Source organism: Methylophaga thiooxydans DMS010 (genome assembly GCF_000156355.1).
Classification (GTDB): domain Bacteria; phylum Pseudomonadota; class Gammaproteobacteria; order Nitrosococcales; family Methylophagaceae; genus Methylophaga; species Methylophaga thiooxydans.
The window spans coordinates 75,794-102,595 of the sequence record NZ_GG657889.1 but is presented as its reverse complement, the minus strand read 5'-3'; the positions used below and the strand labels follow the sequence as shown (position 1 = coordinate 102,595).

Annotated in this window: 25 protein-coding genes; 9 read left to right on the top strand and 16 right to left on the bottom strand. The window is 47.9% G+C overall.

From position 1 onward, the window contains the following. Position 1: 1 nt before the first annotated feature. From MDMS009_RS03535 to MDMS009_RS16465, 4 genes are all read left to right on the top strand, one after another. Positions 2–1,708, top strand: coding sequence for a ThiF family adenylyltransferase (locus MDMS009_RS03535; RefSeq protein ID WP_008290426.1), 1,707 nt, complete (start codon positions 2–4; stop codon positions 1,706–1,708). Further along, the gene (locus MDMS009_RS16680) at positions 1,696–2,157 is read left to right on the top strand and encodes a Mov34/MPN/PAD-1 family protein (RefSeq protein WP_052093795.1); all 462 of its coding nucleotides are present in this window, start codon (positions 1,696–1,698) and stop codon (positions 2,155–2,157) included. Before MDMS009_RS03535 ends, MDMS009_RS16680 begins: the two co-directional genes overlap by 13 nt. A gap of 268 nt (positions 2,158–2,425) precedes the next feature. Then, positions 2,426–2,995: a hypothetical protein gene (locus MDMS009_RS03525; protein ID WP_036310908.1), complete on the top strand. Its 570-nt coding sequence runs from the start codon at positions 2,426–2,428 to the stop codon at positions 2,993–2,995. Next, complete coding sequence (locus MDMS009_RS16465) at positions 2,985–3,170, top strand: hypothetical protein (protein ID WP_237700469.1); 186 nt, start codon at positions 2,985–2,987, stop codon at positions 3,168–3,170. The genes MDMS009_RS03525 and MDMS009_RS16465 overlap by 11 nt, the downstream gene beginning before the upstream one ends. 26 nt (positions 3,171–3,196) lie before the next feature. Here MDMS009_RS16465 and merA read toward each other — a convergent pair whose 3' ends face one another. From merA to merT, 4 genes are read right to left on the bottom strand one after another with little or no spacing between them, the layout of a single operon-like run. After that, positions 3,197–4,603 (bottom strand): mercury(II) reductase, encoded by a 1,407-nt coding sequence (gene merA, locus MDMS009_RS03520; protein ID WP_008290479.1) that lies wholly within the window; start codon positions 4,601–4,603, stop codon positions 3,197–3,199. Beyond that, complete coding sequence (locus MDMS009_RS03515; RefSeq protein WP_036310910.1) at positions 4,596–4,781, bottom strand: hypothetical protein; 186 nt, start codon at positions 4,779–4,781, stop codon at positions 4,596–4,598. Before MDMS009_RS03515 ends, merA begins: the two co-directional genes overlap by 8 nt. A 3-nt stretch (positions 4,782–4,784) precedes the next feature. Continuing rightward, the gene (merP, locus tag MDMS009_RS03510) at positions 4,785–5,081 is read right to left on the bottom strand and encodes a mercury resistance system periplasmic binding protein MerP (protein ID WP_036310913.1); all 297 of its coding nucleotides are present in this window, start codon (positions 5,079–5,081) and stop codon (positions 4,785–4,787) included. A 12-nt stretch (positions 5,082–5,093) separates the two neighbouring features. Further along, complete coding sequence (gene merT / locus MDMS009_RS03505) at positions 5,094–5,444, bottom strand: mercuric ion transporter MerT (RefSeq protein ID WP_008290454.1); 351 nt, start codon at positions 5,442–5,444, stop codon at positions 5,094–5,096. 73 nt (positions 5,445–5,517) lie between these two features. Here merT and merR point away from each other — a divergent pair, with 73 nt between their 5' ends. The 3 genes from merR (at position 5,518) to MDMS009_RS16675 (ending at position 8,589) form a co-directional block, all read left to right on the top strand. Continuing rightward, positions 5,518–5,952, top strand: a complete 435-nt coding sequence (gene merR, locus MDMS009_RS03500) for an Hg(II)-responsive transcriptional regulator (RefSeq protein ID WP_008290380.1) — start codon at positions 5,518–5,520, stop codon at positions 5,950–5,952. 79 nt (positions 5,953–6,031) lie between these two features. Then, on the top strand, positions 6,032–7,333 hold the full coding sequence (locus MDMS009_RS03495) for an ISL3 family transposase (RefSeq protein WP_008290469.1): 1,302 nt from the start codon (positions 6,032–6,034) through the stop codon (positions 7,331–7,333). 944 nt (positions 7,334–8,277) lie between these two features. Next, positions 8,278–8,589: a DUF3644 domain-containing protein gene (locus MDMS009_RS16675; protein ID WP_406564439.1), complete on the top strand. Its 312-nt coding sequence runs from the start codon at positions 8,278–8,280 to the stop codon at positions 8,587–8,589. A 131-nt stretch (positions 8,590–8,720) separates the two neighbouring features. On the opposite strand, the gene MDMS009_RS03480 is transcribed toward MDMS009_RS16675, so the two are convergent. Beyond that, positions 8,721–8,921, bottom strand: coding sequence for a hypothetical protein (locus MDMS009_RS03480; protein ID WP_008290388.1), 201 nt, complete (start codon positions 8,919–8,921; stop codon positions 8,721–8,723). Positions 8,922–10,040: 1,119 nt separating this feature from the next. Next, positions 10,041–10,445 carry a Cd(II)/Pb(II)-responsive transcriptional regulator gene (gene cadR, locus MDMS009_RS03475; protein WP_008290384.1) on the bottom strand — a complete coding sequence of 135 codons (405 nt, stop codon included), beginning with the start codon at positions 10,443–10,445 and terminating at the stop codon, positions 10,041–10,043. 150 nt (positions 10,446–10,595) lie between these two features. Between cadR and MDMS009_RS16420 the strand changes: the two genes are divergently transcribed. Continuing rightward, the gene (locus MDMS009_RS16420; protein WP_008290363.1) at positions 10,596–11,210 is read left to right on the top strand and encodes an SHOCT domain-containing protein; all 615 of its coding nucleotides are present in this window, start codon (positions 10,596–10,598) and stop codon (positions 11,208–11,210) included. 207 nt (positions 11,211–11,417) lie between these two features. Continuing rightward, positions 11,418–12,242: a cation transporter gene (locus MDMS009_RS03465; protein ID WP_237700468.1), complete on the top strand. Its 825-nt coding sequence runs from the start codon at positions 11,418–11,420 to the stop codon at positions 12,240–12,242. Between the two features lie 14 nt (positions 12,243–12,256). On the opposite strand, the gene MDMS009_RS03460 is transcribed toward MDMS009_RS03465, so the two are convergent. The 10 genes from MDMS009_RS03460 to MDMS009_RS03415 all read right to left on the bottom strand — a co-directional run bounded on the left by MDMS009_RS03460 (position 12,257) and on the right by MDMS009_RS03415 (position 26,773). Beyond that, positions 12,257–13,144: a cation diffusion facilitator family transporter gene (locus MDMS009_RS03460; protein WP_008290390.1), complete on the bottom strand. Its 888-nt coding sequence runs from the start codon at positions 13,142–13,144 to the stop codon at positions 12,257–12,259. A 97-nt stretch (positions 13,145–13,241) separates the two neighbouring features. Next, positions 13,242–16,355: an efflux RND transporter permease subunit gene (locus MDMS009_RS03455; RefSeq protein ID WP_036310924.1), complete on the bottom strand. Its 3,114-nt coding sequence runs from the start codon at positions 16,353–16,355 to the stop codon at positions 13,242–13,244. 13 nt (positions 16,356–16,368) lie between these two features. Beyond that, entirely contained in the window at positions 16,369–17,502 is a 1,134-nt protein-coding gene (locus MDMS009_RS03450; RefSeq protein ID WP_036311962.1) for an efflux RND transporter periplasmic adaptor subunit, read from the bottom strand. Positions 17,503–17,522: 20 nt separating this feature from the next. Then, on the bottom strand, positions 17,523–18,821 hold the full coding sequence (locus MDMS009_RS03445) for a TolC family protein (protein ID WP_008290404.1): 1,299 nt from the start codon (positions 18,819–18,821) through the stop codon (positions 17,523–17,525). Positions 18,822–18,885: 64 nt separating this feature from the next. After that, positions 18,886–19,209 (bottom strand): hypothetical protein, encoded by a 324-nt coding sequence (locus MDMS009_RS03440; RefSeq protein WP_008290369.1) that lies wholly within the window; start codon positions 19,207–19,209, stop codon positions 18,886–18,888. 516 nt (positions 19,210–19,725) lie between these two features. Beyond that, complete coding sequence (locus MDMS009_RS03435) at positions 19,726–20,013, bottom strand: hypothetical protein (protein WP_036310929.1); 288 nt, start codon at positions 20,011–20,013, stop codon at positions 19,726–19,728. Positions 20,014–20,152: 139 nt separating this feature from the next. After that, the gene (locus tag MDMS009_RS03430; protein ID WP_036310932.1) at positions 20,153–20,503 is read right to left on the bottom strand and encodes a copper-binding protein; all 351 of its coding nucleotides are present in this window, start codon (positions 20,501–20,503) and stop codon (positions 20,153–20,155) included. Positions 20,504–20,574: 71 nt separating this feature from the next. Beyond that, positions 20,575–23,745, bottom strand: coding sequence for an efflux RND transporter permease subunit (locus MDMS009_RS03425; RefSeq protein ID WP_008290393.1), 3,171 nt, complete (start codon positions 23,743–23,745; stop codon positions 20,575–20,577). Beyond that, positions 23,742–25,400: an efflux RND transporter periplasmic adaptor subunit gene (locus tag MDMS009_RS03420; protein ID WP_008290448.1), complete on the bottom strand. Its 1,659-nt coding sequence runs from the start codon at positions 25,398–25,400 to the stop codon at positions 23,742–23,744. Before MDMS009_RS03420 ends, MDMS009_RS03425 begins: the two co-directional genes overlap by 4 nt. Then, positions 25,397–26,773, bottom strand: a complete 1,377-nt coding sequence (locus MDMS009_RS03415) for a TolC family protein (RefSeq protein WP_008290437.1) — start codon at positions 26,771–26,773, stop codon at positions 25,397–25,399. Before MDMS009_RS03415 ends, MDMS009_RS03420 begins: the two co-directional genes overlap by 4 nt. Positions 26,774–26,802: the final 29 nt, after the last annotated feature.

Sequence of the window (26,802 nt, the reverse complement as noted above, 5' to 3'; positions counted from 1 at the left end):
AATGGAGACTATTGAACGATTTCTAAATACGAGAGGCTTTGCCGCTACAAGAGCAATTGCCCTCACTGATACGCCCTGTTTTACAGGGCGTATCGATATTGAGACATGGAAATTACAACTAGAACTACGATTTCTCGAAGGTAAATTTAATTACCCTCAAGCCTATCTGCCAGAATGGCCTCATAACTCTAAAATGCGGGCAGCATTTGGGTTTCGTCATATTAACCACGAAGGAAAAATTTGTTTTGTGGATGAGAGTCGCTCTTGGTGGGACTCCTCTATGGCAGCAGAGTTAGTTGCCGGTGCACTCGAACGGATCGAAAAACTTCTCCAAGACAATCTCGCTGGTATCGCATCTGATGATGTTATTGCGCGAGACTTTGCTGGTTACTGGGGTTCAAATAAAACACTTCATGTTGCTGGTGTAGTTCAGAATGGTCAGCAATTTCTCCAAATCAAAGAACATGGTAGTCAACGACAATGGCTGATTCCAAATGAAGGTGACAAGAGTTGGGTCAAAAGAGAGCAGGAGGTTAGTCCCGGCACCTCATGGGTTGTTTTAAGACTTACTCGTCCGGCGACTATATTTGATACTGAAACCTGGCCTCCCAAAAGGCTTGATCAGCTACTGAGTTGGATGAACGAGAATTCTCCATGCAGTGTTACTAACCTAGTGAGACTTATTCGAAACTCGATTATCCCCAAAGGGAAAAAAAGACAATCAGGTTATAGCACACGTGTAGGTGTTGTTTTAATTTGGCCGAATCAAAATAGTATTGAAACACTTGGATGTGGTTTTAGCTTCAATATTCCTGAAGTCACAGCTCAAGAGATAGGTCATGGGCGGCTCGGTAAAGCTGAAAGAATGTTGAAAGCGGATCGAAATGAAATCATTCGTTATAGTCTTAACCGTGCTGATCCAGGTTATATTCAAACCCGAAATACACCTAATACTGAGCCCTCTCTCAGAAATAAACGAGTTATATTAGTTGGAGCTGGAACGATCGGTGGTCATCTGGCCAAGTTGCTTTGTGCTCACGGTGCCGGCTGGGGACCGCATGGGAAATTGCATATTGTCGACCCTGATTTTTTTAGCATTGAAAACATTGGCCGTCACCTCCTTGGGGCAGGTGAATTAGATGAAAATAAAGCTTTAGCTTTAGCGAATCATTTACGTCGTGATTTTCCGTATTTAAATATTAAACATCATGGGAAGTCACTAACGAATTGTTGGGATCTTATATCAGAAAATTCTGTAGTTATAGATGCCACAGGCTCACAAACTGTCAGCATTGCTATACCTGACTACTTGTCAAAAAATAATCTGAATCCAGTAGTCTTACACAGTTGGGTACATGCTCATGGCGCAGCTACTGTTGCCTTTCTAAATGACAGAAAAAAACATGGCTCAGCCTGTTTTCGATGCTTGTGGCGTCTTGTCAACAACACATACGAACCTCGATATATACTGAGCAAAAACTCAGAGCAGGACTCACCGGTGTTTGGAAGTTGTCACCATAGTTACCATGCCTATGCGTCCACTGTCTCAATGATAGCTGCTACACAAGCAATGACCCTTCTTTATGATTATCTATCTGATAAGGTAACTAATACACTGAATTTTCATACCATCAATAGCGATGTCTGCCAGAATCGTCCCAGTTTGTCGCCTAAAATCGCCAGTGAGTGCCCAATATGCAATCGCTGAGACGGTTTATCTCCAGAGATGAACAACTGTGGGATATGGGTAATGGCGGTCATCTTTATATAGATCCTAATATTTTAGATCTCATAGACCGTTACCGACAAAGATCAGAGCTCTCACCTGAGTCTGGAGGCTTTTTAACGGGCTACTATAAAGGGAATGACCTCCATGTTATGGACATAACAGTCCCACAACAAGGAGACTGCTACGGTCGAAACTATTTCAACCGAAAGGACCCAGAACACGTAAAAAAGGTTAAACAGTGGTATATCGAGACAGGTGGAGAAATCAACTGCCTCGGGGAGTGGCATACTCATCCAGTCCCTGATCCGTATCCATCGGGTGTTGACACAGCTGGCTGGTGTAAGTTCAATAAAAACCGCAACGGACAACAAGCCATTTTCCTCATTGCTGGTACAAAAAGTATTTGGGTCGGAGAACTATTATGCTAGCTGTATTGACTCGACCAACCAGAGCCTAAGTCAAAACAATGAAATCATGCGCTTGGAAAGTACAGGTCCAGGGTGAGAAAGTATCCATGCGGACATCCATAAGGAATTGGAGTTATTCCTAGAATTCTCATTACATCACCCGACATGGTCAAGTTATGTGGGTAGATGAAGTTTCTCAAGAAGCCAGTCAATTGCTGGTGCATTCAACACTATCATGAAGAAACTGATGAATTGGCTTGGATTTTAACGCCAACACAAGGATGAAATGATGTCTGAAAAGATTCGCGACTTTATAATGTATTTCGTTCAGCTAAGGCCATGTTCTAAGTTTTATGCTTTGGCTGGGACGCTATTATCTATCTATTTAGTAATCACCATACCTTTCACACTATTTGGTCAAACTAACGTTACCCAATCCGTTGCACAAATAATTGGCCCCGTTTGTATTGCTTTACTGACGTGTGCATTTCTCATCGAGTCAGCTCGACTGATATGTACATTATGGGAACATAAATGGTTCAAGGTGTTATTTGCTTTTCTTACATTCTCATCCTATTCAGTAGCGAAAATCCAAGCTGATAAATTCATTAATGAATTGACATCATTGGATCCAGCCACACTTCCTCAAGCACAGCTTTTATTAACTTCATTAGCTCTTGTGCCAAGTTGGATGGTAGTTCTCTTGATCATCGTTGTAGTCTATATGGTGCTTTCCATAATATTTTTCGGGTATCCGGATTATCTGGTTGGTATGCGAGATAGAAAGGTGGCCGGCAAGCTCAACCCACAACGGATTAACTGGTTGACATCTGGCTCAGTACACTCATTTGCTAGATAATAGATACTTCAGCAAACAAGTAAGTGATACTCAAGATCAGCGTAACAGTAAGGTAATATCTGTCATGGGCATCATCCAGCCCATAACCCCCATCATCCCGCAAGCAGTTGGTGTCATGTTCGTCATAATAGAACTCTTAGTGGTGTTGATGCCCAATCCAAATGGTGTTTCATGACGACATCACGCATGCATTCATATCGTTCATCCCGCACAGCAGGACAACTGATTCACATCTTTGGTGAAGGTCTGAGCGCAAAGCTTAAGGCCTTCCACCATGGTCAAATAGGGAAAAAGCTCATCACCGATGGCCTGTACCGTCATGCGTGCCCGCAGCGCCATTACCGCAGTCTGAATCAGTTCACCAGCATCCCCTGCGACCGCCTGCACCCCCAGCAACCGCCCTGAGTCGCGGTCGGCGACCATCTTGATTAATCCATGGGTGTCAAAATTCACCAGTGCACGCGGCACGTTCTCCAGATTGAGCACCCGGGTATCCACGCTGAAGCCTTGCTTGAGCGCCTCGGCTTCCGTCAGACCTACGGTAGCCACTTGGGGGTCGGTAAACATTACTTTTGGCATGGCACTAAGGTCTAGGATGGCCTCGCCTCCCGTCATGTTGATGGCGGCCCGACTGCCTCCGGCGGCGGCAACATAGACAAACTCGGGCTGATCAGTACAGTCACCGGCGGCATAAACACCCGGCACCGTGGTTTGCAGGTGCTCATCCACCAGAATCGCACCATGCGCAGTCTCCACGCCGATGTCTCCCAAGTTCAACGCCTCTGTATTGGGAGTCCGCCCCGTCGCCACAAGCAATTGACTCGCCCGTAAGATGCCGACATTGGTTTCGACAATAAATTCATGGTCGGTGTAGTCCACACGGCTCGCCTGAGTCTGCTTGTGCACCTCGATGCCCTCACGCTTAAATGCTGCCTCCATTGCCTCACCGATGGCGGGGTCTTCACTGGATAGCAAGTGGCTGCGTGCCAACACCGTGACCTCGCTGCCTAACCGGGCGAACGCTTGGGCCAATTCCAGGGCGACGAAGCCGGCACCAATAACGATCAGTCGTCCGGGAACGCTGTCCAGAGTCAATGCACTGGTGGATGTCAGGTAGGGCGTATCGGTCAGACCGGGTATCGGTGGCTCGGAGGGGCGGGCACCGGTACCAATAAAAGCGCGATCGAAGCTGACCGCCTGTTCGCCGCCTCCGTTCAACGTGACCACCAGGTTTTTGGTATCGACAAACCGAGCCTCACCGTTTAAAACCGTGATGGCTGTGTGGTCGCGCAGTATGCTTTCATACTTGTTATTACGAAGCTCCTCGACACGTGCCTGTTGTTGCTGAACCAGTTTCACTCGGTCCACCACGGGTAGATGAGCGCTCACCCCTGCGTCAAAGGGGCTGGTCTTACGCAAGTGCGCAATTTGTGCGGCGCGAATCATGATCTTTGAGGGCACACAGCCGATATTAACGCAGGTACCGCCGATGGTGCCTCGTTCGATCAGGGTGATGCGGGCACCGTGCTCGGCCGACTTCAGAGCGGCTGCCATGGCCGCCCCGCCGCTGCCAATCACGGCAATATACAGGTTGTTATCATCACTCATTCGAAGGCTCCTTGTATTGATAGAAGTATCGGGGTAGCCCCGTATCATCAGAGCAGGCGTGGAATTGCTTCTTACGCCATAGCTCATAGAAAGTCAGGCCAATGAAGAAGCCCCAGCACATCGCCACGAGCGCGGTGCCAATCACGCATACGTGCAGCAGCGTTTTAGGGTTCTTCATGTGTTATTCCGGATCTTCTTCCGAGGCTGTAGGGCTCGAGGGGTAGCCGGCGTTGGTGGTGGCTTGTGTCAATGCCTCCACAGATGTCAGGGTGCCATCGAAGGTGACCACGGCTTCACGAGCCGGATAGCTCACATCAACTTGCATGACGCCGTTCACCTTATTGAGGGCGGCTTTGACGGTGAACGGACAGGCCGGGCAAGTCATACCCGGCACCGATAAGGTGACAGTCTGCTGGGCCGCCAAGGCTGGCATACTAAGCAGGGCGAGAAGTGTAATAAGGGCAAAACGAGCTTTCATGGAAATATCCTTTTAATCGAACAGGGGCAGGACGTAGGGGAACAACATGGCAATCAGGATCAACACTGACACCACCCAGAAGATCACTTTATAGGCGACTCGGACTTGTGGAGCGGCACAGACTTCCCCGGGCTGGCATTCTTCCACTGGCCTATAGATGCGGCGCCAAGCGAAGAACATGGCCACCAATGCGACGCCGATGAAAATTGGACGATAGGGTTCGAGAGCCGTGAGGTTACTGATCCAGGCACCGGAAACACCCAGTGTGATCAGCACCAGCGGCCCAAGACAACAGGCCGAGGCGAGAATCGCCGCTATCCCCCCCGCAGCCAAGGGGCCACGCCCAGATTTGGATTTTGACATATCATTTTCACCTTTCTTTACTTTGTTCACTGAGATAAGATTACTTCCGTAGTCAGCTACGGAGTCAAGACGTATGCAGGATAAAGGAAATTCACTGACCATTGGTGGTTTGGCGAAGGCAACTAAGGTGCATGTCGAGACGATCCGTTATTACCAGCGACGAGGGCTATTACCGGAGCCCGAACGTCCTCCCGGTGGGATCCGACGCTATGGTTCGTCTTACATCGACAGGTTGACGTTTGTAAAAACGGCGCAACAGTTGGGCTTTAGCCTCAACGAGATCAGCGATCTACTCCGCTTGGAAGATGGCACCCACTGTCAGGATGCCAGTGTTCTCGGCGAGCACAAATTGCGGGACGTGCGTGAGAAGATCCACAGACTGGAGCAAATTGAGAAGATTCTGAGCAAAATGGTCGATCGATGCCACGCTCACCAAGGAAAGATCACTTGCCCACTGATTGCATCATTGCATGCAGGGGTCAGGGGGGCAGAAGACCCAAGGGACTAACTCATCGGAAGTTTGTAGAAATCGACTCAGCGAGTGAGCCGCAATTGCCTATATGCCTATATCGACAAAGACTGTTTACATGACCAGCCTGCCCGACAATATCATCTGCCTTCCAAAGTACCAGATCTTGAACATCAAGGAGGAGGAGCACGATCTCCACTTCCAAGTCGAAGCCCCTGAGCCTATAGCCTGTGAGGAATGTGGCGTAGAGGGGGAGTTTGTCAGGTTCGGCAAGCGGGACGTCGCTTACCGTGATCTGCCTATCCATGGCAAGCGGGTCACCCTCTGGGTGATCCGCCGTCGTTATACATGCAGGGCATGTGGGAAGACATTTCGACCAGCGCTACCGGGGATGGTGGATGAACACCGCATGACGCAGAGGCTATACAGCCACGTCGAGAAAGAAGCCTTCAACCATCCCTACGCTTACGTGGCAGATACCACTGGCCTCGATGAGAAGACTGTTCGCATGATATTCAGGAAGAAGGCTGAGTTCCTAGCGGCTTGGCACCCCTTCGAAACGCCCCGCTACCTAGGAATCGACGAGCTATACCTGAATCGCCGCTACCGTTGCATCCTGACCAATCTGGAGGAGCGCACCTTGCTAGATCTGCTACCCAGTCGCCAGCAAGAGGCAGTGACAAGGCGCCTCATGAGCATGGCCAACCGCCACCAGGTGGAGATCGTCAGCATGGACATGTGGAAGCCTTACCGTCGCGCTGTTCAGGCGGTGCTACCACAGGCCCGCATTGTGGTCGATAAGTTCCACGTCGTGCGGATGGCCAATGAGGCGTTGGAGAAGATCAGGAAGGATCTCAGGAAGGAGCTAACGGCCGGCCAACGCCGAACCCTCAAGGGTGATCGCAAGATACTCCTAAAGCGGGCTCACGACATTTCGGACCGCGAACGGCTCATCATGGAGACTTGGACCGGGGCCTTTCCTCAACTCCGGGCTGCCTACGAGCACAAAGAACGGTTTTACCATATCTGGGGCTGTACCAACCGGAGTGATGCCGAGAAAGCGCTGACTGCTTGGATTGACGACATCCCACAAGGGCAACAGGCGGTCTGGAAGGACCTTGTCAGCGCCGTCAGTGGCTGGCGTGAGGAGATGCTGGCCTACTTTGAGACCGACATCCCGATCACCAACGCCTTCACGGAATCGATCAACCGGCTAGCTAAAGACAAGAACCGCGATGGGCGAGGCTATTCGTTCGAGGTGATGCGAGCCCGGATGCTCTATACCACTAAGCACAAGAAGAAGTCACCGCAGACCAAGGAATCCCCGTTCCTGGGCAGAGCAATCAAGACCTACAGCATGGGAGTGTATGAGCCTGAGAAGAACTTCGGTGTCGATCTATCAACCTTCTGTGAAGACTAAGGTTGGGTGGGGCTGGAAGATCCCATCAACCACTTAATCCGGATACCCTATTTTTCCCTGTTCAAACCATAACAAATAGGGATGAACTCCTTGGTTTAAAGCGAATGGGGAGAATCGTGGGAGTAGTAGGTGTTATTGCACTGCTCACATCGGCACTAGAAACATATAGAGATGATGCCTCAATGATTAATGCCTTGATGAATGAGGTAGTCCTTCTGACGGAATATCATCCCCAAACACATTGTAAAAATATAACGGGAGATTATTTAGTGGCAGATATTGGGCGAGGTTATGCATCCATCTTTTCAAGAAAGAGCATGAAGTTCACTACACTCCAGTGCCGCTACAACTAAATCGATTCTATTTCTTTTGTACATCTGTGGAAGCATATTCCCCTCATGTAGGTTCTAGAGCTCCACGTTATGCCGTTACTGCTATTGAAATAGATTCATCAATATCTCGCTGCTCGCATATGTTAATTGGTGCATATATGAATTTCATTTTTGTAGGGTCGACCATAAATTGCAGCTTTACGACCATAAAATGTAATCGAACGTAATTGGCGCTTAAAGCTAGTCCATACAATAAGCCCAGATGACGCTGAAAATGATTTTCAGCGTCATCTGAGATTTTTAGATTTATGCTTTCACAGGGATACTGCGTGAAGGTAAGCAGCGCCATAACTAATCTACATTCTTTTTTAAAAAAGAAAGAAGCTAATCACCAGCATATTACATGCTCTCAGCTTGTCGATGCCACAAGTTGGAAAAACGTCACATTCAAAACGTATCTTGCCAAAGGTCAGTTATCCGATCTCATAAGCAAGGTTGGAGTTGAGCTATATGAAGCATACAATTGCACTTCTATAAACGAAGTCGAATTTGCAAAACTTTTATTTCAAAGCAAACACCGGCGTGGTTTAGGTCATAACTTTAAATCCAAGTTTGCTAAGGCCCTTCTTTAATAAAGCAAAAGACAATATTTTATTAGCACTTGAGCTTTATAACCGCCCTGCACTTGAAAACATAATGGATGCATTTGTCATGCTTTTTTGCACAGCCTGGGAACAACTTCTCAAGGCAGTAATAATAGAAAGACATGGCGAAGAAACAATATATCGAAAGAACCCGAAAAGCGGATTGAAAGAGACAATTTCACTCAGAGCTTGTTTAAGTATGTTGTATGTACCTAGCTCTAATGTTAGGAAAAATATTGAGCGTATCGCATCCATAGGGATAGCGCTGTACATCTCCTGATGCCAGAAATCGTTTATATGACTTATTTTTATTCTGATGCTGATTTCACGCTCAAGAAGTGTAATAGTACGAATTCAAAGTTGCGCCGTTTTGCGCATACTGGGAATGTTTAAGGTTCTATTATCGCTGACTTATTCATTCCGGTTTTCGGAAGCTTTCTTGATAGAAGCAGACTTTTGATCAACATAGCTCTCTGCGAGCTCCTCTGCCGTCGCACGAAACATTCTGTCAGCGGCGAGCCTTGAAGCTTTCGAGGTCAATGCCTCATACCAAGCATCATCTTCTGTCTTTGGTACTTTGTGTCCCGTATTTTCTTCTTTGTCGTCATTCATGGTAAATACCTACCAAGCTAAGTTAGCCTTTACGTTAACTGATCCTATTTAAAATATCATGCTGATAATGAAAACATTTTCTCATCGATTATTCTAGCTCAGCACTTTCATGCTGATTGAAGGCGGTATAACTGGACGAGTTGATTTGAGGTCTAATTTATTAAAGACGTCGTAGATTATTAGGAGAGAACTCAACCAATAGACGACTGTACCATTAGAGGGTATTATTTATTTGTGGTTCGTAAAGAGCATTGGGATTGGGGCGTCACCTGAAATTGGCCTCACCTTCGGACGAATAACCTTCAGGTGGTTATTGAATAGGACACGTGATGGTGGACTTCGACCCTATAAGCTAAGAAGTGGCTACTACTATTCCCACACCATTCCACTTGCAGTTGTTAGTTTGTTACAAGGCCACGCCAAATCAGTGTCGCCACACTAAAAAGAAGTTTTACATAGAACCTGTGATGTATTGAATAGCCACCGATTTTCTAGACATTTATCAGCCGTTTAAAAATCGGTTTTCAAACTCGATAGGCGACAGTTGATTATTAAAATTTTATAGTCGTCTTGAGTTGTAAAGCATCTTGATGTAACCGAAGATGTCGCTACTTGCTTCCTGTCCATGCACAATTATCAGGCGGTCAGGTCAATGATGTGGTTTATGCTCAAAGCCTAATTGCATGCGCTCTCACCGCCGAAAATGTCACTGCCGACAAAGGCTATCATAGCGAAGCATTAAGGCATCAAGTCAAGCGCCATAATCTGAGGCCAGTAACCTCACGATTTTAAAATAATCGTATTGGCAATCAGGGTATGGAGCGGTGTTGTACCGCTAGACACCTGATTGGAAATGTCTTTGCGAGAATCAAACATTTTCAGGCTATTGCAATGCGTTATGACAAGATTTAGCGTAATTATCACGGCATGCTTATGCTTGCTTTCAGCATCATGTAGCTGCCTGTGCGCCTGTGCGGGTTGATTGAGTTTTGAACATCAATGATCAACAAGCCCTAGAAAAACGTTGCGATATTTATTACCTGCTAAGAATCTAAATGAAACCTGAATCTGATCTGACAAATCTCTGTCTGTCAGCTGCGTAGGAATAACGACAACTAATTAGGAATGTATCTTTGGATCACTAATTTCAGCAAGAACACCACACGTCTCAATTTCCCGCTCATTGCTACAACTCGCTCTTAGTGAAACAAGTTGATTCTCAAGCGCTTGCAGAGAAGTTATCTGGGTTCGCACGTCAGATATGTGGTCATCGAGCAAGCTATTAATTGCGGAACAAGGTTGATGCGGATGTTTCTGGTAGCTTAGGAGTTCGTGAATTTCTACGAGTGACAGATCCAGTTTTCGGCAGCGCCGTATAAAGGTGAGCTGCTCTCCATGCATCTTCGTATAACTACGATAACCGTTCTCTTGTCGATCAGGCGGTGACAACAATCCTTGCTGTTCATAGAAGCGGATTGTCTGTGTTTCGATCCCTACCAACTGCGCCAATTGTCCAATACGCATCTCCCGGCCCCCCAACATTTATTTTTCTCTATTGACCTTATAGTAACTATATGGTTTTTAATATTCTTCATCAAGCTTCATTTACTGAATACGAAGGTCAAAATAGATTTCAGGTGCTACAGAGTTCAACATTACTAGAGGTAAACACTCATGAATAAGCGCAATCGTATGTTACTTGGCAGTACGGTAACCGTAATGGCTACTTCACTAACTGCATTACCTGTCATGTCAGCTGATAAGACCCCCTTTGAATCGCGTGAGATTCAACGCCCTGCCGATAATGGTCAAAAAATCGCCCAAGCTATGTGTGGTACCTGTGGTGGAAGTTGGGAAGGACGCTGCGGTGGTATGAAGGGAGGGATGATGCCTAATGCCTCTGGTACGGTGGAATTACCTGAACTGAACTCGGCCGGGGCGCGGCTGATTAAGCAGTACTGCATGCAGTGCCATGCATCACCAACCCCTAAACAGCATACGGCTCCAGCTTGGCCGACCATCGTGGCTCGCATGAATACGCGCATGCAATGGATGAGCAGCAATAATAAAGCAATGAATATCAAGGCGCCTACAGAAAACGAGCTGCGCACAATCACAGCCTACCTGCAAAAGCATGCTGCACAGCCATCGGATGCAAATACACAAGGGCCACAAGAACCCCTTGTCCCAGGGAAATCAGCTATCGAAATTCTCAAGGACCGTTATGCACGGGGAGAAATCGACCGTAAGGAATACTTACGCATGCTCGAAGATTTGAATAAACGTTAGTGAGGACGGTATTTTCGTGAGCGATATTGGCTATTCTGCTCAGTGTGAAATAAGGCCTTCAGCGTTCATCCCACGATTCATATTGAATTGCTGCTCACTTGGTATAGCCTCTAAAGCCATTTAAAATGGTTATCAAAGCAGTGTAAATGTACAAATAATCCCAAGAGTTTATAACTATTATCTATACACCGATGAGTAATGTGTCATATGACTGAATATAGTTATGTCAGTGAATACAAAGTTCCAAAAATGGACTGCCCTTCTGAAGAAGGTATGATCCGCATGGCATTGGATGGGATTGAACCCGGCGTCATACTTGAATTTGACACACCTAATCGTAAAGTCCGCATCTTCCACGGAGACAATGCAACAACGATTGAGTCGCGGATGCAATCATTGGGGTTGGGCGCCACACTTGAAAAAACTGTGCCCGTGGCAGATAAGGCTCTTGCCAGTGCATTGGATGCAGACGCTAAAGCATCACTGCAAGAAGCTGGAATTCTGAAATGGTTACTGGCGATCAATGCCACCTTATTTGTGACTGAATTATTTGTAGGTTGGTGGGCAGAATCGACCGGGTTGATTGCCGATTCTCTTGATATGTTTGCAGACGCCGCAGTTTATGGCGTCTCCCTCTATGCCGTTGGGTATAGCGCTAATAAGAAACTACGTGCTGCGCACTTTTCCGGCTGGTTGCAGTTGATACTTGCCGTTGGTGTCCTGGCTGAAGTCCTGCGGCGATTCATCTATGGCAGTGAACCATTATCCAGCATTATGATCATGATGGGACTAATCGCTCTCGCTGCTAATGTGACCTGCTTACTTCTTATTGCAAAAAAACGCCATGCTGGCGCTCATATGAAAGCCAGTTGGATTTTCTCCGCCAATGACGTCATAGCCAATTCTGGCGTTATCCTGGCAGGTTTGTTGGTTTCATGGACAGGTTCACACTACCCCGACTTAATCATCGGTTTGGTGATAGGACTTATTGTGATGAATGGGGCCCGACGCATATTACAACTGCGTCACTAGTCCCTCAACGTTAATTAGTGAGCGGATTCATCACGGCAGTATTCTTGTTTTAACTCGATCTCGATGGTGGTATGAGCCAGACTGAATGGTTTTAAAGTCTCGGCTACGGAATCTTTCATGCTGTTGTATCGCCCGTTTTCAAGGCTGCCCTCAATCACGAGATGAGCCGTCAGGACATGCTGTTCACCATCGAGCGACCAAAGGTGTTGATGATGAATGTCACTGATACCATCGATGTGTAAGAGTTTGTGTCGGATCTCATCATGCAGGTTCTTGTCGGGCACTGCCTGTAGAAAAATCTTGCCGGTTGCCCAGAAGTTACGAATCACATTGAATAAGATAAACAAGGTAAATCCGACTGATAGCAATGGATCAAGTATTGGCCAGTCCACGAATTGCAGGATCACCGACACAACCAGCACAGCAATCCATCCCAACACGTCTTCCAGTAAATGCCAGTTCAGCACTTTTTCGTTCATCGTGCTGCCTTTGCTAATACGATAAGCCGCAAACCCATTAATGGTCACACCCAATATGGCTAATGCGAGCATACCTTCAGTGACTGGCATCACTGGCTCAGAAAGACGGGGTATGGCCTGAGTGAGCACCCAAATGGAACCGGCAATAAGCACAATACTGTTTAAAAAGGCACCAAATAAGGTTAAGCGGCGGTAACCGTAGGTGAACTCATTATTAGCCGTTTTCTGCCCCCAGCGTGATAACAACCAGGCACTGCCAAGAGAGAGACTATCACCCAGATCATGTACCGCATCGGCCATAATCGCGGTACTGTTGGTCAGCAGCCCGCCAATAAACTCAATGATCGTGAAGCCCAAATTCAGCAAAAACACCAGGCCAATACGTCGTGAACTCGTCTCGTCCTGACTGTTGTGATTATGCATAAAACACTCCAATGTACTCAACAACACAGCAATTTCTTGTGATGAGATACACCGTTGCTGGTCATATCATGACCAGCAACGGACTCAGCATCGCCGGCTAGCTTTTTTTATCTCTACTATGAATCAACTTATAAAGTGCGGGTAACACAACCAGCGTCAATAACGTTGAGGAAATAATGCCCCCAATCACGACTGTCGCCAGCGGTCTTTGTACTTCAGCGCCGGTACCGGTATTAAGCGCCATAGGAACAAACCCCAGACTTGCCACTAAAGCCGTCATCAGTACGGGCCGCAACCGCGTCATCGCGCCCTCGACAATCGCTTTATGCAAGTCTCCGTGGCTATGCCAATAGTCGCGGATAAATGCCAGCATCACCAGGCCGTTAAGCACTGCAATCCCTGACAAGGCGATAAATCCGACACCGGCTGAAATCGACAGCGGCATATCTCTGAGCAGAAGCGCCATTACGCCCCCCGTTAGCGCCAGTGGCACACCGGTAAAAATAATGGCTGCATCACGAAACGAGCCCAACACGGTCACCAGTAAGCCCATGATGATCAGTAGCGTTACAGGGACTACGATAGACAGTCTTTGACTGGCTGACTGCAGCTGTTCATAAGTGCCGCCATATTCAACCCAGTAACCAGCTGGAAGCTCAACTTGCTCTGCAATCTGTTGCTGTGCCTCCTCAACGAATGACCCAAGGTCACGCCCTCTGACATTACTGGTCACAACAACTCGTCGTTTGGCATTTTCTCTGGAAATCTGGCTGGGAGCCTGGGTCAATTCGACTTTGGCTACTTCAGAGAGTGGGACATAATTACCATCCGGCAGACTGACCGGAAGCACTGACAGTGCCTCAATATCTTCCCTGATCTTCTCCGGGAGACGTACCACAAGATTGAAGCGCCGATCGCCATCATAAATGAGGCCGGCCATACCGCCGCCCACAGCTGTGGAAACCATATTCTGCAGATCATCAACATTGAGACCATAACGTGACATTGCCATCCGTTTAGGCTCGACCGTCAGCATGGGCATATCATCAACCTGCTCAAGACGTGCATCCGCGCTACCTGGGATCTGCTGCACGACGGCGAGAACCGCTTCTGCATTTTGCTTAAGCAAGTCTAAATCGTCACCGTATACCTTAATGCCTAAGTCAGCACGAACCCCTGAAATTAGCTCGTTAAACCGCATTTCGATCGGTTGGGTAAACTCATAATTATTGCCTGGCAATTGTTTAACCACAGCTTCAATTTGAGCTAAGAGTTCGCTTTTGGGTAATTCCGGTTGAGGCCACTCACTCCTTGGTTTAAGTATTAAGAAAGTGTCAGCCACATTAGGAGGCATAGGATCCGTGGCGACTTCCGGCGTGCCCAATTTAGCAAAGACTTTATCGACCTGCGGAAATTCCTTTAACCGTTTTTCGAGCAGTCCCTGCATCTTAATGGATTGTTCAAGACTGGTACCTATACTACGCAGTGCATGCAGTGCTATATCCCCTTCATTAAGTTGTGGGATAAACTCAGAGCCCATTTTGCTGGCCATATTGATTGATACCGTAACCAAAATAGCCGCAACGAGGAGAACAACCCAGCGCAATTTCAGACTGAGTAGCAAGACAGGACGGTAAAGCCATTTTGCCCCACTGATAATAAGGCTTTCCTTTTCCCTTACACTGCCGCCCATGAATGTCGCCACAGCGGCCGGCACAATGGTAAGGGTGAAGATCATGGCAGAAACCAGGGCAATAATGACTGTTGCAGCCATCGGTTCAAACATCTTCCCTTCAACACCGGTGAGTGAAAACAAGGGGATGTAGACGACGGTAATAATCGCCACCCCAAACAGACTGGGCCGTATTACTTCGTTAGTGGCTTCAAAAACGACCTGTAGTCGATCTTTTAAGGGTAATATTCCCCCAGCCTGTCTTTGTGCAATAGAGAGCCTGCGAATCGCGTTTTCAACCACAATCACAGCACCATCGACAATCAAACCAAAGTCGAGCGCCCCTAGGCTCATGAGGTTGGCAGAAATGCCCGCTTGGACCATACCGGTAAATGTTGCCATCATGGCCAGGGGTATAACTGCCGCAGTAATTAATGCAGCACGGATGTTCCCCAGTAGCAAAAACAATACGACGATGACCAGCAGAGCGCCTTCCAGCAGGTTTTTTTGCACCGTTTTGATGGCCTTGTCGACCAGTGTTGTGCGGTTATAGACCGCTTCCGCGATGACACCTTCCGGTAATGAGGATTGAATCGATTCAAGTTCCTTTGCGACCCTTTCAGAAACTGCGCGTGAGTTTTCACCGACTAGCATCATCACTGTACCTACAACGGCTTCTTTGCCATCGCGAGTCCCTGCACCGCTGCGTAGTGGTTTGCCGATGACGACATCGGCAACATCTTGGACTAATACTGGCCGATCATTAATATTTTTCACCACCACATGGCGAATATCGTCGATAGTCTTGAGTTGTCCAGGTGACCGAACCAGAATTTGTTCACCGAAGCGCTCAATATAACCAGCTCCTCGATTATCATTGTTTTGCATCAATGTCTGTTTCAATTCACTGAGACTGACACTAAAGTTCAGTAGTTTCGTAGGGTCTGGCTGAACATGGTATTGCTTGTCGAAGCCACCGTTGGTATTCACTTCAGTGATACCTTTAACGCGCTCCAGACGCGGCTTAATTACCCAGTCCTGAATGACGCGCAACTCGGTGGCGTTATAAGGTGAGCCATCATCCTGCTTGGCCCCCGGCTCGGCTGTCACCGTGTACATCAGAATCTCACCCAGCCCCGTCGCGATAGGTCCCATCTCAGGTTCTAGCCCTGCGGGTAATGAGCCTTTGATGACCGCTAGACGATTATTGATTAAATTACGAGCGAAATAGAGATCTGTTCCCTCCTCGAATATCACGGTGACCTGTGATAACCCATAACGCGATATTGAGCGGGTATAATCAAGATTTGGCAGGCCGGCAATCGCCCTTTCTACCGGGTAAGTGATCCGCTGCTCTGCTTCAAGTGGCGAGTAGCCGGGCGCTTTGGTATTGATTTGTACTTGTACATTGGTGATGTCAGGTACCGCATCAATCGGCAGTTTCTGGTAACTCCATACACCCAGACCGATGATGAGTAATATCAGGGACAACATCAGGCCCCGTCTCTCAATTGAGAGCGATAGAATGTTATTTAGCATGTTTAACTCCGTATTAGTGGGCGTGTGCCGCGCCTTCTTTTTCCAGATCAGCTTTGATGAGATAGCTGTTCTCTACGACGATTTCATCGCCTTGCCGGAGTCCGGATAACACTTCACTATATCTGCCATCAGAAATACCCAAATTCAAAGGTTTGACCTGATATTTTCCATCCGCTTTGAGAAAGGCAACTTGTGAGCCTTCATAACGTTGAATGGCACTGTTGGGGATTCTAATGTCTACGGTTTCTTGCTGGATAATGACTTGTGCTTCCACTAATAAGCCCGGAAATAGGGTTGCTTCAGTACTTTCAATGGGAACACGGGCAATTCGGTAAGGCTGGGCCTGATTATTTGGCAACAGTTGCTTGATGCTGGACTCAAACTTTCGATCGCCGTTGAGCAACTGAACTTTCTGCCCAGCTTTTATTTCAGAGGCCTGCTCAGGGAACACTTTAAGCTCCGCCCACAGTGAATTAGTATTGGTGATGGTGAATAGGGCTTGATCAGTGGCAACCTCGCCTGTGCTGGCTTCTTTTGCTGTAATAGTGCCAGAGATAGGGGCATGCAAATTGTAGCTCTGCAAACTGTTATTGGATTCCACACTCGCCAATAACTGCCCTTTTTTAACTTCATCACCAAAGTTCACATTAACGCGGGTAATTCGGCCAGGAAAACGGGCTCTGACCTGACTCACCTGATCAGGTGAAAGTACAATCCTGCCATAAAGCTTGGTCGTCAGTGATACCTCTCCGGCTAGGGCTTTCGCAGTAGCGAGGCCTTGTTGACGAGCCATCTCATCATCAATTTCGACGTGGTTTTCGTCTTCACCTTCATGCCCGTGCCCGTGCTCATCCTCATTAGCGTTCGCGGGTGACGTCTGCTCACTCTGAGATTCAGTTAAATTATGCGTTTGTTCGTCATGCTGATGCTGGTCGGTACTATGCGAGTCGTCTTCTTTGTGCATAGAACTTTCAGACGCTGAATCATGCTTATGGGCATCTTCTGATTTGTGTTGTTCAGTTTGCTTATCACCATGTTCATGCTCGTTTTGAGCGATAACAGGTGATGCTAGAATTATCAGCAATAGTGCCGACAGAATTGATAGACTGCTGTTCAAGGAAAAGTTAATCCATCGTTTTTCAAACATTTTGTTCTGATACATTTTGTTTACTCCGTTTTAGCCAGTGGCTCTGCTGTCAGTTGCTCAATTTCAGCTTCGTATTTGAGCGCTGCTGTGGCAGCCTCGATAACAGCTCGTCTGGCGTTGAGCAAATCCTGCCTGACAGTGAGTAAATCCAAATAACTATAGAGTCCACGCTGATAACCGACGCGTGTCTGCTCCAGGCTGGTATTAAGTTTAGGGATGATGTGTTGTTGCAGCTTCTGAATGCTGGTAATGGCCTGACTACGCCCTGAATAGGCGCGATACAATTCCGTATGAAGTTGCAGCAACACGTCCTGACGCCGATAGGTCACTTCATTTCTGGCCGCCAGTGCTGCTTCTATCCTGCTCTGAGCTCGCTCCTGGCTGAACAGGGGCATAGAAATGCCTGCAACCAGGGCTGAATCATCAATACCTTCATCTCGTCGTATCCCGACTGACCAGGTCAGATCAGCAACTTGCTGGGTGCGAGCCAGTCGGACTTCGGCATCACGAACCCGCGCCTCGGCAGCAAACATTTCGATCTGTGGATTTTGTTGTGCTTTAGAGAATAAGGCATCGAACGGCATCGCTTCATTAAAGGAATAGAGTGATCCTGATACCTCATCGAAAGCAGGCTGGTAGCTGCCCCACAAGTTAGCCAGTGCCATTCGGTGCGACTCAAACTGTCGCTGCTCTGCAAGCAGGGTCAACTCTGCTTGTTGAACTGAAGCTTCAGCACGGCCCAGGTCGGCCTTAGGCGCCACAGCAGCACTGACACGCCGGTTGACTTCTTTTAATGTCGTTTGCGCGAGTTCCAGTCCTACTTCTGCTAGTTTTACTCGCTCCTGGCTGTTGAGCACGTTGATGAATCTTCTTGTCACTTGCCCCAGTAAATCCAGTGCTTTGACTTTGCGATCGACACGAACAACATCGCTTTGTTGTTCAACCAAATCGACACGTGACTGGCGTTTATCGCCTAGCTCCAAAACAGATGATAATGTGACCCGTGTTTCAAGGGCTTTGATACCGCTTAGCTCCCCTGTTCCGGCGACATTTTCGACTTCAGCACCGACCACATAAGCCGGTTTAAGGTTGGCAGTTTTTTTCTGCGCTTCCAGACCTTGTTGTCGTAGAGGAAAAACCTGTAAGGAAGGATGCTGTTGTAGCGTTTGTTGCATCGCTTCCCTCAGACCCAATGCCTTTTCTTGTTGCCCGGCATCAGCATAGGTAAGCGGCGCCATCGCTGCTAGAAGCAATGAATAAACCAAAGCAAGCACAACGGGCTTACGTGAACTCAGCACGCAATCATATTGCTTTTTCATGAAAGAAATCCTGTATATCTGTGAACAACGGACTCAGATCGAGTCCGCGTGAAATGTCAGCAGATCAGGATTTAGGAGGGCGGTACATACTGACTGAAAAGTCAGTGACAGAAGCTAGCTGGTAGGGATAATAAAAGTTTTCCGGACTCGGATAAACTTCGATGTTTGAATTGGTGTTTATAGCGATAAAGTGTGAGCAGTGGCAGTGCATACACAAAACACAACTCTCAGCAGGATCAGAAGAGGGTGAATTGTGTTCACCGCCGAGTTGAACCTGGTCTTGGTGGCTGTCATTGAATTCATTATTGCTAAGGTGTTGCTCAGATGCATGCTCTGGCACAACATTGTGAACGTCAGCCGCAACAATGCCTGATTGAATGACAATCATCAGAATGAGCACTTTTACGAAAGAATGGACTGACATTTGGTTTAGCTATTTAAGATCACAATAGAATCTGAGACACGCCTATTATGAATCAGTTCCAACTATGAATACAACTTTTGGATTTTACTCTGCTTGTCTAGGTTTTTTGCGAATACGCTGGTTTGTAATCGAATCATGCTATTTACGGCACACTTTGCTTTTCATTAATATACGTCAATAAAAATAGCCGCTGAACATTTTTTATGATTTAGGTTGGTGCTGATTGAACTCCTACAGGGATACAAGACTGAGCACCATCAGGAATGGTGCTCAGCCAAGTCCGAATTTTTAAGCTTCATGACTTGCTCAGCGCTATTTAGCTGCTTTGATTGCTTTTCTGGCAAGTCGGTCGGCAGCGCCCTTGGCATCGGCATTTTTGATTTGTTCAAGGTTTACTGGATCACCAACAATGATCACGCCACCCATTCCGGCACCTCAGTGTGGAACACATTTCTAAGACCACGGCACTTATTCAACTGCTCAACGCCCTCTATAAGGTGTTTTACCTGGGGGGCCACGCCTAATACTCTTGGTTTTGGCGTCAGATTTTGATTGTTGGCCCTTTTCAGTTTTGTGTTCCATGTAACGGCGGGGACCTTTCCCGGGTGGACCATACGGATGCTTATGTTTTGCCTCGGCAGGTTGAATAATTACTTTGTCAGAATTTGTCGATGAGCTGCGTGAAGTGTCAGCATTGACAATACTGTAAGACATCGTCAATAAAATAGCTAAGAACATTCCAGCCCAAGATTTAAACTGTGTTTTCATGGTTATTTACCTAGAGTTAATGGGTGCAAGACCCAGTTTTCCTATTCTTTTAGACAATTATTTTTTTAATCGCTCATTCCGTAGTGTGTGCATTAATTAATGCAGAGCTGATTTTTTAATCAGCCCTGCATATTGTCAGTTACTTGACTTCAGTGATGACATAACCTTGTTCTACTTTCATAAACTCGAAATCAACAGTTTCTCCCACCTTAAGCTTAGTGAGTAAAGCCTCATCTTTAACTGAGAATCCCATGGTCATTGCAGGCCAGCTAAGACTTTCAACCGGTTCATGAGCCAAAGTTACTTTTTTTGAGCTGGCATCGACTTTAGTGACAGTTCCTATAGCAGAGTGGCTGATCTGTTGATCCAATGTATCCACTTTGGGATCCATGTTGTTCATATCGGCATGATTCATTTTTGGCTCTGCTAATATCGAGGTTGTCGAAAAGGACAGAATGAGCGTCAAAGAACTTACTAATAATTTTTTCATTTTCTTTTCCTAGAAGTTAAAAAGTAGATTAAATATCCGGCTCAAAATAGCTTAAACCGGGGGTCGTTTTTTCACCCGTTATTTGCTGATGAGTGAAAGGTTTCATTTTTGGCGTTCTGCTCGCCCCGTGGCTTGCGTATCAGTAAATAGATCACGGGAATGACCAACATCGACAACAGCGGTGCAGTCACCATGCCTCCCACCATGGGGGCAGCGATACGTTGCATCACTTCACTACCAGTGCCAGTGCCGAACATGATTGGAAGCAAACCGGCAAGAATCACTGTTGCCGTCATCGCTTTGGGTCTGACCCTTAATACAGCACCTTCACGGATGGCATCTAGCAGATTTGCGTCCGTAGCATTCCCTTCATCCAATCGTTTTTGCCAAGCCTGTTTTAAATAGAGCAGCATAATAACGCCAAATTCAGCGGCCACTCCGGCAAGGGCAATAAACCCGACTACACTGGCCACTGACAGGTTATGGCCCAGCAGATACAGTAGCCAGATCCCCCCCACTAGAGAAAATGGCAAGGTCAGCATCAGCAGCAATGCTTCGCCGAAGTTCTTAAATGTCAGGTAGAAAAGAATGAAAATGATAAGCAGGGTAAATGGCACCACCAGTTTGAGCTTGGCAGTCGCACGCTCCAGAAACTCAAATTGACCTGACCAGGTGATTGAATAGCCAGTCGGCAAATTGATTTGATTGGCAACGGTTTGCTGCATCTCCGCCACTGCCGAGCCCAGATCCCTGTCACGGATATCGACATAAACAAACCCGGCTAGACGCGAGTTTTCGCTACGTACCATCGGTGGACCGTCACTGATACTGATGTCAGCTAAGTCAGACAATAATATTTGCTGGCCGCGCATAGTCACAATAGGCAACGACCGTAATGACGCCAGTGAATCCCTTATTTCCCGGGGATAGCGAACATTGATAGGAAATCGTTCAAGCCCTTCCACGGTTTCACCAATGTTCATGCCCCCCACAGCCGAGCTGATAATCAACTGAACATCATCAATATTGAGCCCATAGCGTGCTGCAGCATCACGTTTGATATTGACATCAACATATCGGCCACCGGTCAGACGTTCAGCAAAAACACTGGTGACACCGGTGACTTCTTTGAGCACCGTTTCAATTTCGCCAGCTATCTTATCGATAACGTCCAGATCTTCACCGAGTACTTTGACGCCCACCGGGCTTTTGATACCCGTAGCAAGCATATCCAGCCGATTTCGGATCGGTGGCACCCAGATATTGGTTAACCCAGGTACTTTCACGGTGCGATCCAGTTCGTCGATCAATTTCTCCCGTGTCATGCCTGGTCGCCATTGTTCACGGGGTTTGAACTGAATGGTGGTTTCAAACATGACCAGCGGCGCCGGATCAGTTGCCGTATCAGCCCGCCCTGCTTTGCCGTACACGGTTTCCACTTCCGGCACAGATTTGATCATGCGGTTTGTCTGCTGTAATAGTTCCGCCACCTTACCGGCAGAAAGGCTGGGTAAAGCACTCGGCATATAAAGCAGGTCGCCTTCATCAAGTGGTGGCATGAATTCGCTGCCGATTTGTTGCAATGGCCAAAGGCTCGTCAGTAGCACCAGCAAAGCTGCGACTAAAGTAGTTTTGGGAAAGCGCAGTACTGCTTCTAATATAGGCCGGTAGATCGCAATCAAAAAACGGTTAAGTGGATTGGTCTTTTCCGCAGGGATCTTGCCCCGGATCAGATACCCCATTAATACCGGGATAAGCGTGACAGCAAGACCTGCGGCAGCCGCCATCGCATAGGTCTTGGTAAATGCCAGTGGCGAAAAGAGCCGACCTTCCTGTGCCTCCAGCGTAAAAATCGGAATGAACGACAGCGTAATAATAAGCAGCGAGAAAAACAGTGCCGGTCCGACTTCAACAGCCGAGTCACCAATCACCTTCCATCTACTTTCGCCATCAAGCTTCATTCCAGGATGGCTGTCATGCCAGCGTTCAAGGTGCTTATGGGCATTTTCAATCATCACTACAGCGGCATCCACCATGGCACCTACCGCAATGGCTATACCCCCGAGAGACATGATATTGGCATTGATTCCCTGCCATTGCATGACGATAAAAGCCATCAGGATGCCCAAAGGTAATGAGACAATGGCCACCAGGGCTGAACGAAGATGGAACAGGAAAGCGAGGCATACCAATGCGACGACAATAAATTCTTCAACGAGCTTTTCACTCAGGTTATGAACTGCCCGTTTAATCAGGCCCGAGCGGTCATAAACCGGCACAATATCGACGCCTTCCGGCAAACTGTTTTGCAAGGTTTTCAGTTTGTCTTTAACAGCCTCAATCGTGCTCAGCGCATTCTTTCCAGAGCGCATCACAATCACCCCGCCGACCGCCTCACCTTCGCCGTTGAGCTCCCCGATAACCCGCCGAATTTCAGGGCCTACTTGAATATGTGCCACATCCCCCAAAGTCACAGGCACACCGGTCTCACTCGTCAACAAGGGAATGGACCGAAAATCTTCCAAGGATTGTAGGTAGCCCGTGGCGCGGACCATATATTCCGCCTCTCCCATCTCCAGAACTGAACCGCCAGATTCCTGGTTACCGTTATTGATGGCTTCAATCACTCTAGAAAGTGGAATACGATAAGCCGCTAACTTATCGGGATCCACGACGACCTGATATTGTCGAACCATGCCACCCACGGTCGCTACTTCCGCGACATTAGGCACGGTTTTCAGCTCGTATTTAAGAAACCAGTCCTGCAGCGCACGTAACTGTGAAATATCCTGGGTTCCGGACCTGTCGACCAGTGCATACTGATAGATCCAGCCCACACCGGTGGCATCCGGACCAATAGACGAATTTGCCGTGGCCGGCAGTCTGGACTGCGCCTGATTCAGATATTCAAGCACCCGGCTGCGGGCCCAATATAAGTCGGTGCCCTCCTCGAACAAGATGTAAACATAGCTGTCGCCAAAAAAGGACAAGCCGCGAACCACCTTGGCGCCGGGCACAGAGAGCATCGTTGATGTCAATGGATACGTGACCTGATCTTCTACCAACTGAGGCGCTTGTCCCGGCCAGGTGGTTTTAATAATCACCTGCACATCTGAGAGATCGGGTAAGGCATCCAACGGTGTGCGTGATAAGGATACTAGGCTCCAGGCAAGCAACATGAGCGTCGCCAATAACACCAGAAACCGATTGCTGATAGACCAACGGATGAGATTTGCAATCATTTCGCACCTTCCATTTCCATCGCGGATGACAGTGATTGCAGATTAACAATGACAGGTGCCGCTCCCTCTTCTATACGGAACTCGATGTCTATTTTTTCACCGACGGTGAGCTCTTCTGGGTTTAATGAAGGGGCCAGTTTAAAATCCATGGTCATGCCCGGCCATTGCAGGCTGGGAATAGCTGGATGCGTTAAGGTCAACATCCGTCCATTGATAGCCTCCACGGTAGCCTGAGTTTGATGGGGCGCCATTTCCCTATTTGACCTATCCGGCATCGATGGCATTGCTGATATATTGTCAGCATCATCATCAGACAGGCGTGCTTCCACCCCGCTCAGGCTGGCTTCCGAATCCACCAGGAACTGACCGGATACCACGACTCGTTCATTTTCTTGCAATCCCTGCCTGATTTGAGTTTGACCGTCGGCCTCAATACCGGTTATCACCTCAACTGGACGGAAGCTACCGTTATTCATTGCGACCATCACCAGGGTGCGTTTCCCGGTTCGGATAAGCGCTTCGGTTGGCACCATCAACGCATCGCTGATTTCTTTACCTGCCAGTTGCATGTCGACGAACATGCCCGGCAGCAATTCACCATCAGGATTAGACAACACCATGCGCGCCCTGACCGTACGGGTGGTGGGATCCACTTGCGGTAATAGCCGTTCTATAGTGCCTTCAAACGTCTTACCGGGAAAGGCGGGACTGGTGGCGATAACCGAATCGCCAGCACTGATTTTTTTAACCTGATTCTCAGGCACTTCCGCATTGGCCCAGACAGGATCCAAACCATTAATCCGCATCAGTGTTGAGCCGGGTGATATGGTCATCCCTTCACGGACCACTAACTCTGTGACAACCCCATTGATGGGCGCGTTAATAGTTAATTGAGGTTGTAATTTGCTCGTGTTTATCACCCGCCGGATTTGAGCTTCACTCATCCCAACCTGACGCATGCGGGCAATTGAAGCTGTTATCAAGTGTCCTAATTTTTCACCCTGCATGCTTTTCAGAGCCAGATATTCTTCCTGCACAGCTAACCAGTCAGGCACATAAATAGCCATGAGTGGCTGACCTTTTTCGACTCGTTCCAGGCTGGTTTCCACAAAAAGCTTTTCCACATAACCCAGCGCCCGGGCCTGAATATTCACTTGCTCTCGCTCATTCCAGGCAACCGCTCCCACAGCAGGGATCGTCGTCGCAATATCTTCTCTGGTGACTGGCGCTATTCGCATACCAATGTTTTGCTGGATACGTGAATGAATGCTGACGCCTCCTTGTTCAGCTGTGCTATCGCTGGCATCAGTTCCTTTGTATGCTGGTACCAGCATCATATCCATATAAGGTGACTTACCCGGTGTCTCAAATTTATTGCCGGGCACCATAGGATCCTGATAGAAAAGAATTTGTCGGCCAGTATCCGGGTCGATGTCACCTGCTTTGAGTCCCGCTTCCATATGTCGGCGTGTTGCTTCTTCTCCTTCCGGGATGCTCCAGTTTGAGGGATCTTTGGTAGCCTTGGCGGCCGTTGTATTTGCGGGCATTGTTGACATGCCCATTCCCCGCTGCATGCCCCATTGGTAGGCGGCATAGCCTGCGGCAATCATCATCAGGATTACGAATATAAATACAATAATAGTTTTGAGATTCATTCTTTGAACTCCAGCAGTTGGGAGGAAGGCATTAAGCCAGCTTCAATATGACGTTGAGAACGATCAGGCAATGTCAGGTATTCGAGCGCGGCCCAGAGGGCAGCAGTTTCCATTTCAATACGCAGCTGTTCTATACGGGTGGCAATTTCCATTTTTCGGGCATCAAGCACGGCCACTAATTCTCCAACTCCCCCCCGGTATTCAGCTAAAGCGGCCTCAGTACGTTGACTGGCAAGCGGTACCAAAGCTTTTTCATAGTCCGCAAGCCTTAACAAATTACTTTGCCAACTGGTCAGCCAGCGTTCAGTCTCGGCCAGATGCTGACGAGTCATTTCTTCCCGTTCTGCTCTGATTTGCTCTGCCTTGGCTAGTTTGGCCGCGACCACTCTGTCCTGGCGGTTCTCCTGATTCCACTGCAGCGGTATGCTGACTCCCAGTGAAATCATGTCCGAAAAATCCGAACCGCGTTCGCTATAGCGCAGCGACCAGGTCCAGTCAGCTTGCTTTTCCTGACGCGCTGCTTTTGCTTTCGCTTTGGCGACGACCTCTTCGGCCATCATCACCGCAATATCGGGATGCTCACTTATCTCATGAGCTAAATGCTGCGTGTCGAGCTTGGTTTGAGAGATGTCAGGCGCTGAAACCAATCTCAGGTTGTCTGTCTCGCCTACCCAGCGCGCCAAAGTTGTTATCGCATTGTCAAAACCTGCCTGAGTTTTATGGATGCGATCCTTGATTTCAGCCACAGTGGTTCTGGCAAGGAAAATATCGGATTGAGGCCCTTTGCCACCACGATAGGCAGCTTCGGCGGCTTTCACCTGCAAAGTGGCTTCATCTTTCTGGCGTCTCAACAACGCCAGCATCTGCTGCAGATAATAAGCATCAAACCAGGCCGCCGCAGTTTTCTGGCGTAACTCTACGAGTGTGAGCGCTTTTGCTATCTGCGCTTTACCGACTTCCTGTTCAAACACATTGGCACGAGCTCGGCGCTTGTCTTTCCCCGTAAAGGTCTGGGAAAGGCCGATGCTACGCATCGTCATGAAATCTTCCGTCAGGCTGTAGGCCATTGAGCCGTTAGCTGGCACGTTGTCTATTGATAACTGTAATTCCGGATCGGGAAGTTGCGCAGCTTCAATAGCCAGTTCCCGGGAAGCCTGTGCTGAAGCATCTTGCGCTAACAAAGCCTGGGAGTGGTGTTCTGCGAGATGCAGTGCTTTTTCTAAGCTTAGTGGCTCAGAGGAAACGTGTGGTTGCGCCATTACTGCAGATGCAAAACTGGTAACCAGTAATGCAATAAAGTATGGCCAATGAATTCGCCGTTGTTGTGACGAATATCTTTTGAGCACAAAGGCTCTGATAAATTGGTTTGACATGAGCTGGAACCGAAGAAGTCATTGACGTT

What these genes read in the sequence shown, in the direction of transcription:
- merA (WP_008290479.1), bottom strand. Translation starts at nt 4,603, where the DNA reads ATGAGTGATGATAACAACCTGTATATTGCCGTGATTGGCAGCGGCGGG.
- MDMS009_RS03445 (WP_008290404.1), bottom strand. Translation starts at nt 18,821, where the DNA reads ATGAAAAAGCAATATGATTGCGTGCTGAGTTCACGTAAGCCCGTTGTG.
- merR (WP_008290380.1), top strand. Translation starts at nt 5,518, where the DNA reads ATGCAGGATAAAGGAAATTCACTGACCATTGGTGGTTTGGCGAAGGCA.
- MDMS009_RS03525 (WP_036310908.1), top strand. Translation starts at nt 2,426, where the DNA reads ATGTCTGAAAAGATTCGCGACTTTATAATGTATTTCGTTCAGCTAAGG.
- MDMS009_RS03535 (WP_008290426.1), top strand. Translation starts at nt 2, where the DNA reads ATGGAGACTATTGAACGATTTCTAAATACGAGAGGCTTTGCCGCTACA.
- cadR (WP_008290384.1), bottom strand. Translation starts at nt 10,445, where the DNA reads ATGCGTATTGGACAATTGGCGCAGTTGGTAGGGATCGAAACACAGACA.
- MDMS009_RS03440 (WP_008290369.1), bottom strand. Translation starts at nt 19,209, where the DNA reads ATGATTGTCATTCAATCAGGCATTGTTGCGGCTGACGTTCACAATGTT.
- MDMS009_RS03420 (WP_008290448.1), bottom strand. Translation starts at nt 25,400, where the DNA reads ATGAATCTCAAAACTATTATTGTATTTATATTCGTAATCCTGATGATG.
- MDMS009_RS03495 (WP_008290469.1), top strand. Translation starts at nt 6,032, where the DNA reads ATGACCAGCCTGCCCGACAATATCATCTGCCTTCCAAAGTACCAGATC.
- MDMS009_RS03455 (WP_036310924.1), bottom strand. Translation starts at nt 16,355, where the DNA reads ATGCTAAATAACATTCTATCGCTCTCAATTGAGAGACGGGGCCTGATG.
- MDMS009_RS03465 (WP_237700468.1), top strand. Translation starts at nt 11,418, where the DNA reads ATGACTGAATATAGTTATGTCAGTGAATACAAAGTTCCAAAAATGGAC.
- MDMS009_RS03415 (WP_008290437.1), bottom strand. Translation starts at nt 26,773, where the DNA reads ATGTCAAACCAATTTATCAGAGCCTTTGTGCTCAAAAGATATTCGTCA.
- MDMS009_RS03480 (WP_008290388.1), bottom strand. Translation starts at nt 8,921, where the DNA reads ATGAATGACGACAAAGAAGAAAATACGGGACACAAAGTACCAAAGACA.
- MDMS009_RS03425 (WP_008290393.1), bottom strand. Translation starts at nt 23,745, where the DNA reads ATGATTGCAAATCTCATCCGTTGGTCTATCAGCAATCGGTTTCTGGTG.
- MDMS009_RS03435 (WP_036310929.1), bottom strand. Translation starts at nt 20,013, where the DNA reads ATGAAAACACAGTTTAAATCTTGGGCTGGAATGTTCTTAGCTATTTTA.
- merP (WP_036310913.1), bottom strand. Translation starts at nt 5,081, where the DNA reads ATGAAAGCTCGTTTTGCCCTTATTACACTTCTCGCCCTGCTTAGTATG.
- MDMS009_RS03515 (WP_036310910.1), bottom strand. Translation starts at nt 4,781, where the DNA reads ATGAAGAACCCTAAAACGCTGCTGCACGTATGCGTGATTGGCACCGCG.
- MDMS009_RS03450 (WP_036311962.1), bottom strand. Translation starts at nt 17,502, where the DNA reads ATGTTTGAAAAACGATGGATTAACTTTTCCTTGAACAGCAGTCTATCA.
- MDMS009_RS03460 (WP_008290390.1), bottom strand. Translation starts at nt 13,144, where the DNA reads ATGCATAATCACAACAGTCAGGACGAGACGAGTTCACGACGTATTGGC.
- MDMS009_RS03430 (WP_036310932.1), bottom strand. Translation starts at nt 20,503, where the DNA reads ATGAAAAAATTATTAGTAAGTTCTTTGACGCTCATTCTGTCCTTTTCG.
- merT (WP_008290454.1), bottom strand. Translation starts at nt 5,444, where the DNA reads ATGTCAAAATCCAAATCTGGGCGTGGCCCCTTGGCTGCGGGGGGGATA.
- MDMS009_RS16420 (WP_008290363.1), top strand. Translation starts at nt 10,596, where the DNA reads ATGAATAAGCGCAATCGTATGTTACTTGGCAGTACGGTAACCGTAATG.
- MDMS009_RS16680 (WP_052093795.1), top strand. Translation starts at nt 1,696, where the DNA reads ATGCAATCGCTGAGACGGTTTATCTCCAGAGATGAACAACTGTGGGAT.